Source organism: Streptomyces milbemycinicus, from assembly GCF_002154605.1.
Classification (GTDB): domain Bacteria; phylum Actinomycetota; class Actinomycetes; order Streptomycetales; family Streptomycetaceae; genus Streptomyces; species Streptomyces milbemycinicus.
In genome coordinates, this window is record NZ_MUNE01000094.1 from 17,256 (window position 1) to 30,646 (window position 13,391).

The 13,391-nt window shown below is 69.5% G+C and carries 12 protein-coding genes and 3 pseudogenes; 5 read left to right on the forward strand and 10 right to left on the reverse strand.

All coding sequences use genetic code 11. The features are described 5' to 3' along the window. The first annotated feature begins 71 nt into the window (after window positions 1-71). The 3 genes and pseudogenes from CCN51_RS08390 to CCN51_RS08405 all read left to right on the forward strand — a co-directional run. Complete coding sequence (locus tag CCN51_RS08390; RefSeq protein WP_014181169.1) at window positions 72-1,265, forward strand: pyridoxal phosphate-dependent aminotransferase; 1,194 nt, start codon at window positions 72-74, stop codon at window positions 1,263-1,265. Between the two features lie 166 nt (window positions 1,266-1,431). Continuing rightward, a pseudogene (locus CCN51_RS53110) lies at window positions 1,432-2,403 on the forward strand (MMPL family transporter); the annotation flags it as partial. Beyond that, window positions 2,402-2,994, forward strand: a pseudogene (locus CCN51_RS08405) (sensor histidine kinase); the annotation flags it as partial. The pseudogenes CCN51_RS53110 and CCN51_RS08405, both read left to right, overlap by 2 nt. Here the strand turns inward: CCN51_RS08405 and CCN51_RS08410 are convergent. From CCN51_RS08410 to CCN51_RS08425, 4 genes are all read right to left on the reverse strand, one after another. After that, on the reverse strand, window positions 2,978-4,042 hold the full coding sequence (locus tag CCN51_RS08410) for an NAD(P)-dependent alcohol dehydrogenase (RefSeq protein WP_014181171.1): 1,065 nt from the start codon (window positions 4,040-4,042) through the stop codon (window positions 2,978-2,980). The pseudogene CCN51_RS08405 and the gene CCN51_RS08410 sit on opposite strands and share 17 nt — an antisense overlap. Before the next feature lie 49 nt (window positions 4,043-4,091). After that, entirely contained in the window at window positions 4,092-4,529 is a 438-nt protein-coding gene (locus tag CCN51_RS08415; RefSeq protein WP_014181172.1) for an SRPBCC family protein, read from the reverse strand. A 106-nt stretch (window positions 4,530-4,635) separates the two neighbouring features. After that, window positions 4,636-5,037 (reverse strand): RidA family protein, encoded by a 402-nt coding sequence (locus CCN51_RS08420; protein WP_014181173.1) that lies wholly within the window; start codon window positions 5,035-5,037, stop codon window positions 4,636-4,638. 27 nt (window positions 5,038-5,064) lie between these two features. Next, window positions 5,065-5,808 carry an SDR family oxidoreductase gene (locus tag CCN51_RS08425; protein WP_014181174.1) on the reverse strand — a complete coding sequence of 248 codons (744 nt, stop codon included), beginning with the start codon at window positions 5,806-5,808 and terminating at the stop codon, window positions 5,065-5,067. Between the two features lie 397 nt (window positions 5,809-6,205). On the opposite strand from CCN51_RS08425, the gene CCN51_RS08430 reads away from it, so the two are divergent. Further along, complete coding sequence (locus tag CCN51_RS08430; protein ID WP_014181175.1) at window positions 6,206-7,453, forward strand: IS110 family RNA-guided transposase; 1,248 nt, start codon at window positions 6,206-6,208, stop codon at window positions 7,451-7,453. A gap of 45 nt (window positions 7,454-7,498) precedes the next feature. On the opposite strand, the gene CCN51_RS08435 is transcribed toward CCN51_RS08430, so the two are convergent. The 4 genes and pseudogenes from CCN51_RS08435 to CCN51_RS08450 form a co-directional block, all read right to left on the reverse strand. After that, complete coding sequence (locus tag CCN51_RS08435; protein WP_014181176.1) at window positions 7,499-8,611, reverse strand: NADH:flavin oxidoreductase/NADH oxidase; 1,113 nt, start codon at window positions 8,609-8,611, stop codon at window positions 7,499-7,501. 182 nt (window positions 8,612-8,793) lie between these two features. Beyond that, a pseudogene (locus tag CCN51_RS08440) lies at window positions 8,794-9,458 on the reverse strand (NAD(P)H-binding protein). Window positions 9,459-9,489: 31 nt separating this feature from the next. After that, window positions 9,490-9,891, reverse strand: coding sequence for a Rid family hydrolase (locus tag CCN51_RS08445; protein WP_014181179.1), 402 nt, complete (start codon window positions 9,889-9,891; stop codon window positions 9,490-9,492). Window positions 9,892-9,954: 63 nt separating this feature from the next. After that, window positions 9,955-10,629 (reverse strand): SDR family oxidoreductase, encoded by a 675-nt coding sequence (locus CCN51_RS08450; protein ID WP_014181180.1) that lies wholly within the window; start codon window positions 10,627-10,629, stop codon window positions 9,955-9,957. A 148-nt stretch (window positions 10,630-10,777) separates the two neighbouring features. Between CCN51_RS08450 and CCN51_RS08455 the strand changes: the two genes are divergently transcribed. Then, window positions 10,778-11,428 (forward strand): GntR family transcriptional regulator, encoded by a 651-nt coding sequence (locus tag CCN51_RS08455; protein ID WP_014181181.1) that lies wholly within the window; start codon window positions 10,778-10,780, stop codon window positions 11,426-11,428. Window positions 11,429-11,566: 138 nt separating this feature from the next. Here the strand turns inward: CCN51_RS08455 and CCN51_RS08460 are convergent, their stop codons facing one another. Together CCN51_RS08460 and CCN51_RS08465 are read right to left on the reverse strand one after the other, a co-directional pair. After that, window positions 11,567-12,397, reverse strand: coding sequence for an SDR family NAD(P)-dependent oxidoreductase (locus tag CCN51_RS08460; RefSeq protein ID WP_014181182.1), 831 nt, complete (start codon window positions 12,395-12,397; stop codon window positions 11,567-11,569). Between the two features lie 79 nt (window positions 12,398-12,476). Next, window positions 12,477-13,322 carry an LLM class F420-dependent oxidoreductase gene (locus CCN51_RS08465; RefSeq protein WP_014181183.1) on the reverse strand — a complete coding sequence of 282 codons (846 nt, stop codon included), beginning with the start codon at window positions 13,320-13,322 and terminating at the stop codon, window positions 12,477-12,479. Window positions 13,323-13,391 lie beyond the last annotated feature (69 nt).

Sequence of the window (13,391 nt, forward strand, 5' to 3'; positions counted from 1 at the left end):
GGCAAGTCGGGCGGGTACGCCGCCCGTTGAAACGTCGCCTGCGGTGGCAGGCGTAAGGAGACTGAACTCCGGTGAATTCCACACTCGATCTCGCCGAACCGGCAGCCCGGCTGGCCGACATCAAGCCCTCCCCGATCCGCGCCATCTTCGACCGCGCGAGCGAGCTGGAACGCGCCGGAGAACGCGTCATCCACCTGGAGATCGGCCGTCCCGACTTCGACACCCCCGAGGTCGCCAAGCAGCGCGCGGCCCAGGCGATCGCGGACGGCAAGGTGCACTACGGACCCAACGCCGGCCAGCCGGAACTCCGTGCCGCCATCTCGCGCTACCTGGACCGGCGGCACAACCTCACCTACAGCCCGGATGACGAGGTCCTCGTGACCATCGGCGCCAACGAGGCGGTCTTCCTCGCCATCATGGCGTTCTGTGGCCCGGGCGACGAGGTAGTCATACCAGTGCCCGCCTGGTCCGCGTACGTGGCCTGCGTACGGCTGGCCGGCGCGACCCCGGTGATCCTGCCGCTCAGCGCCGACGACGGTTACCAGGTCAACCCCGACGCCCTGGCGGCCGTGATGACCGAGCGCACCCGCATGGTGGTCCTGTGCACCCCGCACAATCCGACCGGCGCGGTGACCGACCCCAAGCGGCTGGCCGGTGTCGCCGACGTCGTCCGGGACACCCGGGCGCTGGTGCTGTCCGACGAGATCTACGCCGAGTTGGTCTACGGCGGACAGCGCCACATCTCCCCCGCTTCGGTGGCCGACCTGCGGCACCGGACACTGGTCGTCGGCGGTTTCGCCAAGGCGTACGCGATGGACGGCTGGCGGCTGGGCTGGCTCGCCGGGCCCAAGGAACTCGTACGGCCCGCGCTTCGGATCCGGCAGTTCACCACCATCTGCCCGACGACGTTCGCACAGCTCGGCGGTGCTGCCGCACTCGATGAGGCGGGTGCCGAACGGGAAGCGATGCGACAGGAGTTCGAGCGCCGCCGCAACGTGGCACTGGAGGTGCTGGCCCAGCAGGACGTCCTCTCGCCCGGTGAGCCGGGCGGGGCCTTCTACCTGTACCTGAGCTACCCCGAGCGCCTCGGCCCTTCCGATGAACTGGCCTGGCGGCTCCTGGAGGAACAGCACGTCGCCGTCGTTCCCGGTACCGCCTTCGACTCCGACGGTGGGAAGCACGCCCTGCGCATCTCCTACGCCTGCGGCATCGACGACCTTCGCGAAGGACTCAACCGTCTCGTCGCCACCGTGCAAAGCAACTGAACACTCGGGCGCCCCATGGCGGGAACGACTACGGCCGCATTATGTGAGCCACCTGTGTACTGCGTAAGTACTAGCCCAGATTGTCGGCAGCTACACGACGACTGCACAGTCCCGTTCCGGGAGTCTGGCGAGGTCCCCGAGGCCAGAACGTGTGGAGACCTCGGCCATGGCTGCTTTCCTTTACCGACTGGGCCGGCTGGCCTTCCGGCGGCGCTGGTTCGTCGCCGTGCTGTGGGTGGTGGTGCTGGGCGCGGTCGGCTTCGGCGCCGCCACGGCGCCCGACGCACCCGACCAGAACAACTCCATGCCGGGTATCGAATCCCACAAGGCATTCGACCTGATGGAGTAGCGATTCCCCCGGCACCACCGCCAACGGGGCGAACGCCCGGGTCGTCTTCGTGGCGCCAAAGGGGGAGAAGGTCACCGCCGGCGACAACCGGGCGGCGATCGAGAAGCTGGTGGACGAGGCGGCCGACGGGTCGCAGGTTGCCGGTGCCGTGAGTCCCTTCCAGGCGAAGGGGGCGAGCCGCGACGGCACGACGGCGTACGCCACCGTCACCTTCGGGGTGACGGCCCACGATCTCACCGACACCTCCAAGGAGCATCTGGAGCACGCCATCGGTCAGGCCCGGAAGTCGGGCCTGACCGTCGAAGTCGGCGGCACCGCGCTGGCGGGCGGTGTCACCGCCGAGATCATCGGCGTCGGCATGGCCGCCATCATGTCCCTGGCCAGCACCCTGGGCCTGTCCTCCACCACCGGCACCCTGGCCACGATGCTCGGCCTCGCGTGCGGCCTCGACTACGCGGTGTTCATCGTCTCCCGCTACCGCGAGGAGCGAGCCAAGGGACATGAGCCCCAGGAAGCGGCGGGTCTGGCTGTCGGCACCGCCGGATCGGCGGTTGTTTTCGCCGGCCTCACCGTCGTCATCGCACTGGCCGGACTTTCCGTGGTCGGTGTCCCGATGCTGACCACGATGAGGTTGTCCGCCGAGCGGTCGTCATCGGCGTCCTCGTCGCCCTCACCCAGGTGCCGGCGTTCATTGGCTTCTGGCCGCGTGCAGTGCTCTCGCGCTCCGTCCGCAAGCGTGGCAGGAGCAAGGAAGCCGACGAGAACAACGGCGGCAGCCGCTGGGCCCGTGCGCATCGCGCGTGAGCTGCACGACGTCGTCGCCCACCACCTCGCACTGGCCAACGCCCAGGCCGGCACCGTCGCCGAACTCGCCGGCACGACCTCCTCGGCCCTGCTCGAACTCAAGGCCACCGTCGGCCTGCTGCGCCACGCCGACGACACGGACGAGCCCCTGGAACCCGCTCCCGGGCTCGCTCAGCTCCCCGAACTGACCGCCTCGTTCCAAAGCGCGGGGCTCACGGTCAAGGTCACCACCGAGGGGAACCCCGGCCGCTCTCCGCCAGCGCGGATCTCACGGCGTACCGCATCGTGCAGGAGGCATTCACCAACGTCACCAAGCACGCCGCCACCGGTTCGGCCGAGGTGCGGCTCGTCTACGTCGATGGCCTGCTGGGCATCACCGTCACCAACGAGGGAGGCAGAAAACCGCCTTCCCCTCCTGCCCCGGACAGCGGATACGGCCTCATCGGCATGCGCGAGCGCGCCGTCTCGGCCGGGGGCCGCCTGCGCGTGGGCCATCGCCCTCAAGGCGGCTTCGAAGTCTTTGTCGAACTGCCGCTGTGCCCCCTCGCCCCGGGAGAAGTCAGGCGGCGGGCTTGAGGGTGGAGATGTCGATGACGAAGCGGTAGCGCACATCACTGTTGAGGACGCGCTTGAAGGCATCGTTGATCTGGTCGGCGCGCACCACTTCGACCTCGGCGCCGATGCCGTGCTCGGCACAGAAGTCCAGCATCTCCTGCGTCTCCGGGATGCCGCCGATCAGGGATCCGGCCAGGGAACGGCGTCCGGCCAGCAGGGAGAAGACTCCGGCGGAGATGGGCTGGTCGGGAACCCCGAGGTAGACCATGGTGCCCTCGGTCGTCAGCAGGTTCAGGTGGGCGTCGACGTCCAGCGGGGCGGAGACCGTGCAGATGATGAGGTCGAAGGTGCCGGCGAGTTCTTCGAAGGTGGTGGGGTCGCTGGTGGCGTAGTAGTGGTCGGCGCCCAGCTTCAGGCCGTCGTCCTTCTTGCGCAGGGACTGCGACAGGACGGTGACCTCGGCGCCCATTGCGTGGGCGAGCTTGACTGCGACGTGGCCGAGCCCGCCCAGGCCGATGACGGCGACCTTCTTGCCGGGGCCCGCGTTCCAGTGCTTGAGCGGGGAGTAGGTGGTGATGCCCGCGCACAGCAGCGGTGCAGCCTCCTGGAGGGAGAGTCCCTCAGGGATGCGGACAGCGAAGTTCTCGTCGACGACGATGTGGCTGGAGTAGCCGCCCTGGGTGGGCTCGTCGCCCCGGTAGCGGTCGATGTCACCGTAGGTCTCGACCGATCCGCCACCGGTGCAGTACTGCTGCCGGCCGTCCGCGCAGTTGTCGCAGCGGCCGCAGGAGTTGATGATGACGCCGACGCCGACCCGGTCGCCCACCTGGTGGGCGCTGACCTCGGATCCGGTCCCGGTGACGATACCGGCGATCTCGTGGCCGGGGACCATGGGGAACAGGCCCTTGCCCCAGTCGCCGTGGACCTGGTGGATGTCGCTGTGGCAGATTCCGCTGTAGTGGATCTCGACCATGATGTCGTGGGCGCCGAGGTCCCGGCGCTCGATCGTGGTGCGGGTGAGCGGCTCTCCGGCAGCCGCAGCCGCGAAGGCAGTGACGGTGGAAGTCACGGTCCGGTCCTTTCCAATGGTGCTGGGGGGTGTGGCTGGGCGGTCGCGGTCAGCGCAGGGTCTTGTGCAGGGCGGCGATCGCGGGGGCGTAGGCAGCTTCGGCGATGGCGGCGACGGCCTCGTCAGGGGTGTGGCCATCGGCGGCGTCGAAGGTCGCGGACCAGGTGAGGAAGGCTCCACCGCTGTCGGCGACGGGCCAGACCTGCATGGTTGAGCGGTAGCCGCGCACCGGGAGCGGCGAGTCGATGATCTCGTACGTCAGAGCGCGCCGCGCGTCGTCGAGAGCCACGAGCCGCTCCTGGAACGTGCTGCCGTCCGTGCCGGTGAGGACGCGCACCGCGCCCGGCGCGAACTCGCTCTCGCCTTCTACGACTTCGCTGGACCGGATGGCTGGGTGCCATTCGGGTAGGCCGTTGAACCGCCGTACGACGGACCACAGTTCATCTGCGGAACTGGTGAACACGGAACTCCAGTAAGCCTCGGCCATGGTTCCTCCTCGGGACAGGATCAATTAGCGACAGAGCGGGGGGACGGGGTCTGCGGGTGGACCGTCGGTCCGAACGTGAGCCGCCCGCAGACCCGGTGGTGGAACCTCAGGCGGGCAGGCGCGTATCAAGGACGAAGCTGATCTCGATGAGCTGGCCCGGGAAGAACAGCGAAGCGACGCCCACCGTGCTGCTGGTGGGCCGGTGGGCGCCGAAGTAGGCGAGGTTGGCAGCGGCCATGGCCATGTTGTGCTCGGGCAGGTTCACCACGAACTGGGTCTCGGAGATGACCTGGTTGCGGGTGGCGCCGTAGTGGGCGAGGACCTTCTCGAAGTTGGCGTAGACCTGCTTGAGCTGGGCGTCGAAGTCGTCCGGGTGGAGGAAATCGCCCTTCTCGTCGTGGGAGAGCTGGCCGGAGACGTAGATGGTGTCGTCGGCCTTGATGGCCTGGGCGAAGCCGAACTCGTCCTCGCCGGAGACGTTGTGGCTGAAGGAGTCGATGGTGGTCATGGTGTTACTCCTGTTGCTGGGGGTCGGTTACCAGTTCTGGCGGGTGGGGGAGATGATCAGGTCGTTGACGGTGACATCGGCCGGCTGGTCGAGGGCGTAGACGACGGCGTCGGCGACGCTCTGCGGGGTGATGGCGATCTCGTTGAGTTCCTTGGCGGCCTGCCTGCCCACGGGGTCGGTGACCTTGTCGGCCCAGCCGGTGTCGATGACGCCGGGGCTGATGGTGCTGGCCTTGATGCCCTCACGGACCCCGAGTTCCTTGCGCATGCTCTCGGTGACGGCCTGGACGAAGAACTTCGTGGCGCAGTAGACACCGGCGCCGTCGCCGACCTGGTGGCCGGCCACCGAGTCCATGTTCAGGATGTGGCCGGAGTTCTGCCGGAGCATCACGGGCAGGACCGCGTGGATGGCGTTCAGATAGCCCCGGATGTTGACCTCGATCATCCGGTTCCAGTCGTCGAGCGCGCGGTCCTTCCAGTACGAGAACAGCATCAGGCCCGCATTGTTGACCAGGACGTCGATGCCGCCGTGGTTGTCGACCGCGAATTCGGCCAGTTCCTGGACCGCGTCGGCGTCCGTCACGTCGGTGGCCCTGGCCGTGACGGTGCCGCCGGCCTGGCGGATGTCGGCGACCAGCCGGTCGAGCCCGTCCTGGTCACGGGCGGCGGCGACGATTTTGGCACCCCGCGCCGCGAGGGCCTTGGCGGAGGCGGCGCCGATGCCGGAGGAGGCGCCGGTGATGACGACGATCTTGCCGTCGAGGTGGTTCATGAAGGGTGTCCTAATCCGTGTGTAGGGATTCCAGCCGGGCCCCGGCGGGGTGGCTGGTCTTGCTGATGGACGGGGTCGTGATGGCCCGCGGGTGCCGGGTGAATCCCTTTGTGTGTCCCGGCCCTTTGGAGGCCTTACGAGAGACCGGCGACAGCCGGCGCCCTCGGGCCACCACGACCCCGTCCGGAACCCGCGTTCGTTGATCGTCTTGGTGCGAGCCCTCCGCAGGGCGACCTCTTCCTTCCTCCCGAGCCCCGAGCTCTTCGCAAGACAGAGGCCCCTGCGGTCCGCTGGTGCCACGAACGGCTGGCGAGATGGCGGACCGACGAGTCCTGGGATTAGGTCGCCGCGTGGCCCGCACAGGCTTCTCACCTGCGCGAACAGCAACAGAACGGAGATGGATGTGACAGTGTTCTGCGGCATCGACTGGGCCGAGGACCACCACGATGTCGCCATGGTCGACGAGACGGGCACCCTGCTCGCCAAGCGCCGCATCGGCGACGACGCGGACGGCTACCGCCTGCTGCTCGGTCTGCTCGCCGAGTACGGCGACACCTCCGAGGCCCCGATACCGGTGGCCATCGAGACCTCGCGCGGCCTGCTGGTCGCCGTCCTGCGGACCGGCAAACGGCCGATCTACGCGATCAACCCGCTGGCCGCCGCCCGCTACCGCGACCGGCACGGCGTGAGCCGCAAGAAGTCCGACCCCGGCGACGCCCTGGTCCTGGCGAACATCCTGCGCACCGACATGCACGCCCACAGACCCCTGCCCGCCGACTCCGACCAGGCCCGCGCCATCGCCGTGCTCGCCCGCGCCCAGCAGGACGCCGTCTGGAACCGCCAGCAGCTCGTCAACCAGGTCCGCTCGCTCCTGCGCGAGTACTACCCGGCCGCCCTGGACGCCTTCCTCGGCAAGCAGCACGGCCTGGCCCGCGCGGAAGCCCGCACCGTCCTGGCCACCGCTCCGACCCCGGCCAGGGCGGCCCGGCTGTCCCTCCCCCAGCTGCGGGCCGCTCTCAGACGGGCCGGCCGACAGCGAGGCATCGACACTGAAGCCGAGCGCCTGCGCGACATCCTCCGTAGCGACCGCGCCCGCCAGCCCTCCGCCGTCGAGGACGCGATGGGCCACCAGCTTTCGGCCCTGATACGCCAGTTGGACGCCGCATGCCTTGCGGCCGACGAGCTCGCTGAGGCGGTGGAGACCCATTTTCGCCAGCACCCGGACGCTGAGATCCTGCTCAGCTTCCCCGGCCTCGGGGTCCAGCTGGGTTCCCGGGTGCTCGCCGAGATCGGGGACGACCGCGCCCGCTTCGCCGACGCCCGTGCGCTGAAGGCCTACTCCGGCTCCGCGCCGGTCACCCGCGCCTCCGGCAAGAAGCGGTACGTCGGGCGGCGTCACATCAAGAACAACCGCCTCATCGACGCCGGCTTCCTCTGGGCCTTGTCCGCCATGCGGGTGTCGCCTGGAGCCAATGCCCACTACAAGCGGCGACGCGAGCGCGGAGACTGGCACGCCGGGGCTCAGCGGCACCTGTTCAACCGGATGATCCGCCAGCTTTACCACTGCCTGCAGGCCGGGCGGCTCTTCGACGAGCAGCATGCGTTCACCTCCGGTCACTCAGCAGCCCTGGCCGCAGCGGCTTGACTTGTTAGGCACGCGAGATGTCTTTCGGGTGGTCGGCGGCGAAGGTCAGCGCTTGGTGCGGCGCCGTACGACATAGGCGTACTGCTCCGGCCAGCGGGTCTCGGCGCCGAGTTCGAGCGCGGCGTGCTGCGGCCAGTAGGGATGGCGGAGCAGTTCGCGGCCGAGCAGGATGGCGTCGGCCTGCCCGCCGGCGACGATCTCCTCGGCGTGGTGCGGGTCGGTGATCATGCCCACGGCGCCGGTGGGAAGGCCGGTCTCGGTGCGGGCCTGGGCGGCGAAGGGGACCTGGTAGCCGGGCCCGGTGAGGATGCGGGCGTCGGGGACCATGCCGCCGGAGGACACGTCGAGCAGGTCCACGCCGTGCGCGTGGAGCTCCTTGGCGAGGCGAACGGTGTCGTCACCGGTCCAGCCCTCGCGGTCGTCCTCGGCATTCTCGGTCAGCCAGTCGGTGGCCGAGGTGCGGAAGAAGACCGGCAGCTCGTCGGGCCACACCGCCCGTACGGCATCCACGACCTCCAGCGCGAAACGCAGCCGGTTCTCGAAGCTGCCGCCGTAGGCGTCGGTGCGGTGGTTGGAGGCCGGGGAGAGGAAGGAGTTGATCAGATAGCCGTGGGCGCCGTGCACCTCGGCCACCTGGAAACCGGCGGCCAGCGCGCGCTCGGCCGAGGCGGCGAAGTCCCGTACCAGCTGCTGGATTTCGTCGACGGTCAGCTCGTGCGGAACGGGCAGCCCGGCGAAGGCGACCGCGCTGGGCGCCACGGCCCGGTAGCCGCCCTCCGCCTCGGGCACGTACCGGTCGGTGAGCCAGGGCTTGTCGACGGACGCCTTGCGACCGGCGTGGGCGAGCTGGATGGCCGGGACCGAGCCGTGGGCCTTGATGGCCGCGGTGACGCGGGCGAACGCCTCCTGCTGGCGGTCGTTCCACAGGCCCAGGTCCCAGGGGCTGATGCGCCCGTCGGGACGGACACCGGTGGCCTCGGCCATGACCAGACCGGCGCCGCCGGCCGCCCGCGAGGCGAGGTGAGTGAGGTGGAAGTCGGTCGGTGCACCCGTATCCGGCCCGTCGGGGGCGGCGGAGTACATGCACATCGGTGACATCCAGACCCGGTTGGGTATCTCGAGCGACCGCAGGGTCAGCGGGGTGAACAGGGCACTCACGGTGGTTCTCCTCAGGGTGGGGGGCTTGGTCGGCCACGGGACAGTGGCCTGAACTTCGGGTGGTATGGGGGGTTGTGTGCGACGTTCTGCGTTCGGCCGTCGGATGTGCCGAGGGGTGTCGGCCCTGCCGCTGTGGGCTTCCACCCACCGCGAGCGGGCCATGCGCGCGGCGGGCGGCTGGTTCAGCGCGGGGCGAGAGCCCTCACGGCGTCCGCGATCAGCGTGTCTCCCGCGATGGCCTCGAGCGTCCGGCCCTCGCTGCCGGGTGCGTCGAGCAGGGCGAGCAGTACGGCGGCCACGTCCTCGCGAGTGATGCCGCCGGAGTCGGTGACATCGGCGAGCGTCACCGGCCGGTGGCCTCGGCATCCGTGAGCAGACCGGGTCGTACGACCGTCACGCCCAGCGCGGTGCGGGCGCGCACCGCCTCCTCGGCCGCGGCCTTGGCACGCAGGTAGGCGCGGAAGACCGGGTCGAGGGTGTCGTCCCGCGCCCGCAAATCGGCGCCCATGGCGGAGATCAGCAGGTAGCGGCCGACCCCGGCGGCCTCGGCGGCGTCCGCCAGCAGGATCGCTGCGTCGCGGTCGACGCTCTCCTTGCGCGCGGCTCCGCTGCCCGCTCCGGCTCCCGCCGCGAACACCACGGCGTCCGCGCCGTCCAGGTGCTTCGCGACCTCCTCGACCGAGGCCCTCTCCAGGTCCACGACCAGGGCTTCGGCACCCGCCACCGCCGGGCTCGTGGCCTGAGCCGGGTTACGGATCAGACCCGCGACGGAATCCCCACGCGTGGACAGGAGTCTTTCCAGGATGAGGGCGATCCTGCTGTGCCCTCCGGCCATGACGACACGCATGTGTCCGGCTCCTCCTGGCCCTCGCCTGCCGTCAGGCGTCGAGACGCATGTCGACGACGACGTTGATCTCGAAGAGCTGGCCGGGGAAGACCAGGCCGTCGACGCTCAGGCCGGTGGTGGCGGGGCGGTGGTCGCCGAAGTACTCCACGTGCGAGGCGGCGAGGGCGTCGACGTGCTCGCTCAGGTTCACGACGAAGACGGTGTCCTGCACGATCTGCTTGCGGGTGGCGCCGAAGTGGGCCAGGACCTTGTCGAGGTTGGCGAAGGTCTGCTTGGCCTGGGCCTCGAAGTCATCGGCGTGGAGGAAGTTGCCGTCCTCGTCGTGCGAGAGCTGGCCGGCGACGTAGATCGTCTCGCCGACCTTGACCGCCTGGGAGTAACCGAAGACCTGCTCCGCGGGGACGTCGAAGCTGAAGGACTGCAGGGTTGCCATGATGTTTCTCCTCTTGGTGTGGGTGATCGGGTGGGGAAACCGGGCCGTGTGGACACCCGGGGTTCAGGAAGCGCGTCGGCTCGTCGTTGAGGCCACGAGCTCGGCGACCGCGTCGGCAACGGAGGTCTCGCCGCTGGTGAGCTCGACGATGACGTGGTTCAGGGCGGGCTCGTGGAGAGCGGCGTCGATGAACGCCGCGACGTCCTCGCGGTGCACGTCGCCGTACTCGATCGCGGGACCGGCGGTGACGCGGCCGGTGCCGGGGGTGTCGAGGAGTGTGCCGGGACGGACGATGACCCAGTCGAGGCCGGTACGGGTCAGGTACACGTCGGCGGTCTTCTTCACCCGCATGTAGTGCTCGAAGCCCTCGCCGGCCTCACCGCCCCGCAGGGCGTCCGGGAACACGGAGACGAGCACGAACCGCGAGACCCCCGCACGGATAGCCGCGTCGGCGGCCTTCTCCAAGCCCTTGCCGTCAATCAGGGTCGTCTGCTCCCGGCCGGTGCCGTGGGCGCCGGCCGAGAACACCACGGCATCGTGACCGCCGAACTTCTGCGCCAGCTCCTCCACGGAGTCCTCGATGAGGTCCCCGAGGAGAGGGGTCGCGCCGGTGGCGCGCACGGTGTCGACCTGGGCGGGGTTGCGGTGCATACCGGTGACCGCGTCACCGCGGTCGGTGAGCAGGCGAGTGAGCCTGCTCCCGACGCCACCGGCGGCGCCGATCTGGAACACCTTCATGAGGGACCACCTCTCTTCTGGACTCGGACCTTCTGGACTTAGGTCTTCTGGGCTCTGGAGCACTTGTCTCAATGTTGACATTGGGCCAACGACTGAATGTTAACATTAGAGCATCGAGGAGGTAGAAATCATGAGAAGCCAGGGCGGGGTGGCCCCCGCGCGGCGCAGGGGCCTGGCCGACGAGGTCGCGGACCGCATCCGGGAGGCCATCTTCAGCGGGGCCTATGCCCCCGGTGCGCAGCTGCGTGAGGTGGAGTTGTCGGGCACGCTGGATGTCAGCCGCGGTCCGGTGCGCGAGGCGCTGCGGCTGCTGGAGCGCGAAGGCCTGGTCCACTGTGCGTGGCACCGTGGCACCACGGTGACGACACTGTCCCCCGAGGACGTCGCGGAGCTCGACAGCCTGCGCGGCGCGCTGGAAGAGCTCGCCGTGCGGCAGGTGATCGCCCACGCCTCGGACGAGGACCTGGCGGCCGTCGAGAAGACGGCGGGCCTCATGGAACGCGCCACGGACGAGCACGAAATGGTGCGCCTGGACATCGCCTTCCATGACGCGGTCTTCGCTGCCGCCGGGCATCTGCGCCTGCAGGATGCGTGGGAGGCCATCCGCTGCCAGGTTCACCTGTTCCTGCTGACCCGGATCACCCACAGCACCGAGGGCTACATCACGCGCATCCCGGAGGAGCACCGCGAGCTCGTCGCCGTCCTGCGCGCCCGCGACACCGACACCGCCCTCAGGCTGTTCGCCACGCATCGCCGTCTCGCCGTCGACGTGGTCGCCGGAACCACCACCCCGAAGTGACCAGCCGGCCATCAGCTGACTGATCAGCGGCATGACCCGGAGGGCGGAAAGGCAAGGCGCTTCGCACATGGCGGACCCCCGTCCGCGGAACAACCGGGTAGTGACAGATCGCCGTAGGCATCTCGGGGCCCGTTTCGCTCAGGCGGCGGCCTGTCCGCCCTGTGCCCGAACAGCCAGGTCGGACCAGTCGGCCCAGGTCTTCAGCCGGCCGGCGTACACCTGCGGAAGCATCTCGTTGCCCTGGGTGCCGAAAAAAACGCGCAGCGGCGGGTTGTCGGAGTCGACGACCTCCAGGAGGGCCTGGCCCGCGGCGGCGGGGTCGCCGAAGTCCACGGTCTCCATGAATGCCGCTAGGCCCTCACGAACGCCGTCGTAGGCGGAGATGGTGTCGGCCTGGACGGCGGACGAGCCGCCCCAGTCGGTGGCGTAGCCGCCGGGCTCGACCAGCGTGACCTTGATGCCGAGGCCGGCGACTTCCTGGGCCAGCGATTCGGTCAGTCCCTCCAGGGCCCACTTCGAGGCGTGGTAGCCGCCGAGCAGCGGCCAGGCGGCGACGCCGCCGGTGGAGGAGATCTGGACGATGTGGCCCGAGCCCTGTTCACGAAGAAAGGGCAGCGCCGCCTGGGTGACCCACAGGGCACCGAAGAGGTTGGTCTCCATCTGGTCGCGCAGCTGCTGCTCGCTCAGCTCCTCCACTGCGCCGAACAGGCCGTAACCCGCATTGTTGACGACCACGTCGAGGCGACCGAAGTGCTCCTTGGCCTGCTGTACGCTCGCGAAGACCGCGGCCCTGTCGGTCACGTCCAGCTCCAGCGGCAGCACCGCGTCGCCGTGGGTCGTGACGAGGTCGGTCAGCGAGCCGGCGTTGCGCGCGGTGGCGGCGACCTTGTCGCCCCGAGAGAGCGCGGCCTCGACGAAGCGGCGGCCGAAGCCGCGGGACGCGCCGGTGACGAACCAGATCTTGCTCATGGTGTTGCTCCGTTTTTGATGGTGCTGACTTTCAAGAGCCCGGCGGGAAAGCTGGGCGGGATTCCGGACGGCTGTGTGGTCAGTCCTGGAAGGTGCTGACCAGCGGTGCGATCTCGTCCAGGAAGCGGCGTACGGTCTCGGCGTCGGTCGGGGGCGCGTACAGCACCGCGCGGTTCACGCCGATCTCCTGCAGCTGGGCCAGGTGCGCGGCGTCGGGTGCGGTGCCGAAGACGGTCACCGGCACTTCGTCGGTCCGTCCGGCCTCGTATGCCGCCTCGCGCAGCTTGGTGATGCGGTCGGCCAGCTCGGCCACGGGCAGGCCGGCGTGCGGCATCCATTCGTCGCCGAAGTCGAGTACGCGGTCGGCCGCGCGGGGGCCGGAGCCGCCCACCAGTACCGGCGGTCCGGACGGCCGGTGCGGCTTGGGCCAGGACCACAGCGGTCCGAACCGCACGTGATCGCCGTGGAACTCGGCGATGTCCTTCTCCCAGATCTCGCGCATCGCCTTCACCCGCTCGGTCAGTACGCTCCAGCGGCGCGCGGGGTCGGTGCCATGGTTGGCGATCTCCTCGTTGATCCATCCGGCGCCCACGCCGAACAGCACCCGTCCGCCCGACAGGACGTCCAAACTGGCCAGCGCCTTGGCGGTGACGATCGGATCGCGTTGGGCCACAAGGGCGATGCCGGTGCCGACCATCAGGCTGCGGGTGGCGGCCGCGGCGTAGGTGAGGGCCACGAACAGGTCGTAGGTGTGCGAGAAGTGAGCGGGCAGCTCGCCCACCTCGGCGCGGGTGCGCTCGGTGGCGGGCAGGTGGGTGTGCTCTGGAAGGAAGAGCGACTCGAACCCGCGCTCCTCGACCGCTACGGCCAGTTCGTCGGGGCGGATTGCGAAGTCCGCGGGGAACATGGCGATGCCGAGCTTCATGGCTTTCTCCTGGCCGACCGGCGGCTGCGCGCCGTTCTGAGGTCGTAGTTCGCCGTCGACTCTATGCAG

Bases quoted from the DNA above. Each gene is read 5' to 3' on its own strand.
- CCN51_RS08415 (WP_014181172.1), bottom strand. From the start codon at position 4,529: ATGGCCGAGGCTTACTGGAGTTCCGTGTTCACCAGTTCCGCAGATGAA.
- CCN51_RS08420 (WP_014181173.1), bottom strand. From the start codon at position 5,037: ATGACCACCATCGACTCCTTCAGCCACAACGTCTCCGGCGAGGACGAG.
- CCN51_RS08425 (WP_014181174.1), bottom strand. From the start codon at position 5,808: ATGAACCACCTCGACGGCAAGATCGTCGTCATCACCGGCGCCTCCTCC.
- CCN51_RS08430 (WP_014181175.1), top strand. From the start codon at position 6,206: ATGGATGTGACAGTGTTCTGCGGCATCGACTGGGCCGAGGACCACCAC.
- CCN51_RS08445 (WP_014181179.1), bottom strand. From the start codon at position 9,891: ATGGCAACCCTGCAGTCCTTCAGCTTCGACGTCCCCGCGGAGCAGGTC.
- CCN51_RS08450 (WP_014181180.1), bottom strand. From the start codon at position 10,629: ATGAAGGTGTTCCAGATCGGCGCCGCCGGTGGCGTCGGGAGCAGGCTC.
- CCN51_RS08460 (WP_014181182.1), bottom strand. From the start codon at position 12,397: ATGAGCAAGATCTGGTTCGTCACCGGCGCGTCCCGCGGCTTCGGCCGC.
- CCN51_RS08465 (WP_014181183.1), bottom strand. From the start codon at position 13,322: ATGAAGCTCGGCATCGCCATGTTCCCCGCGGACTTCGCAATCCGCCCC.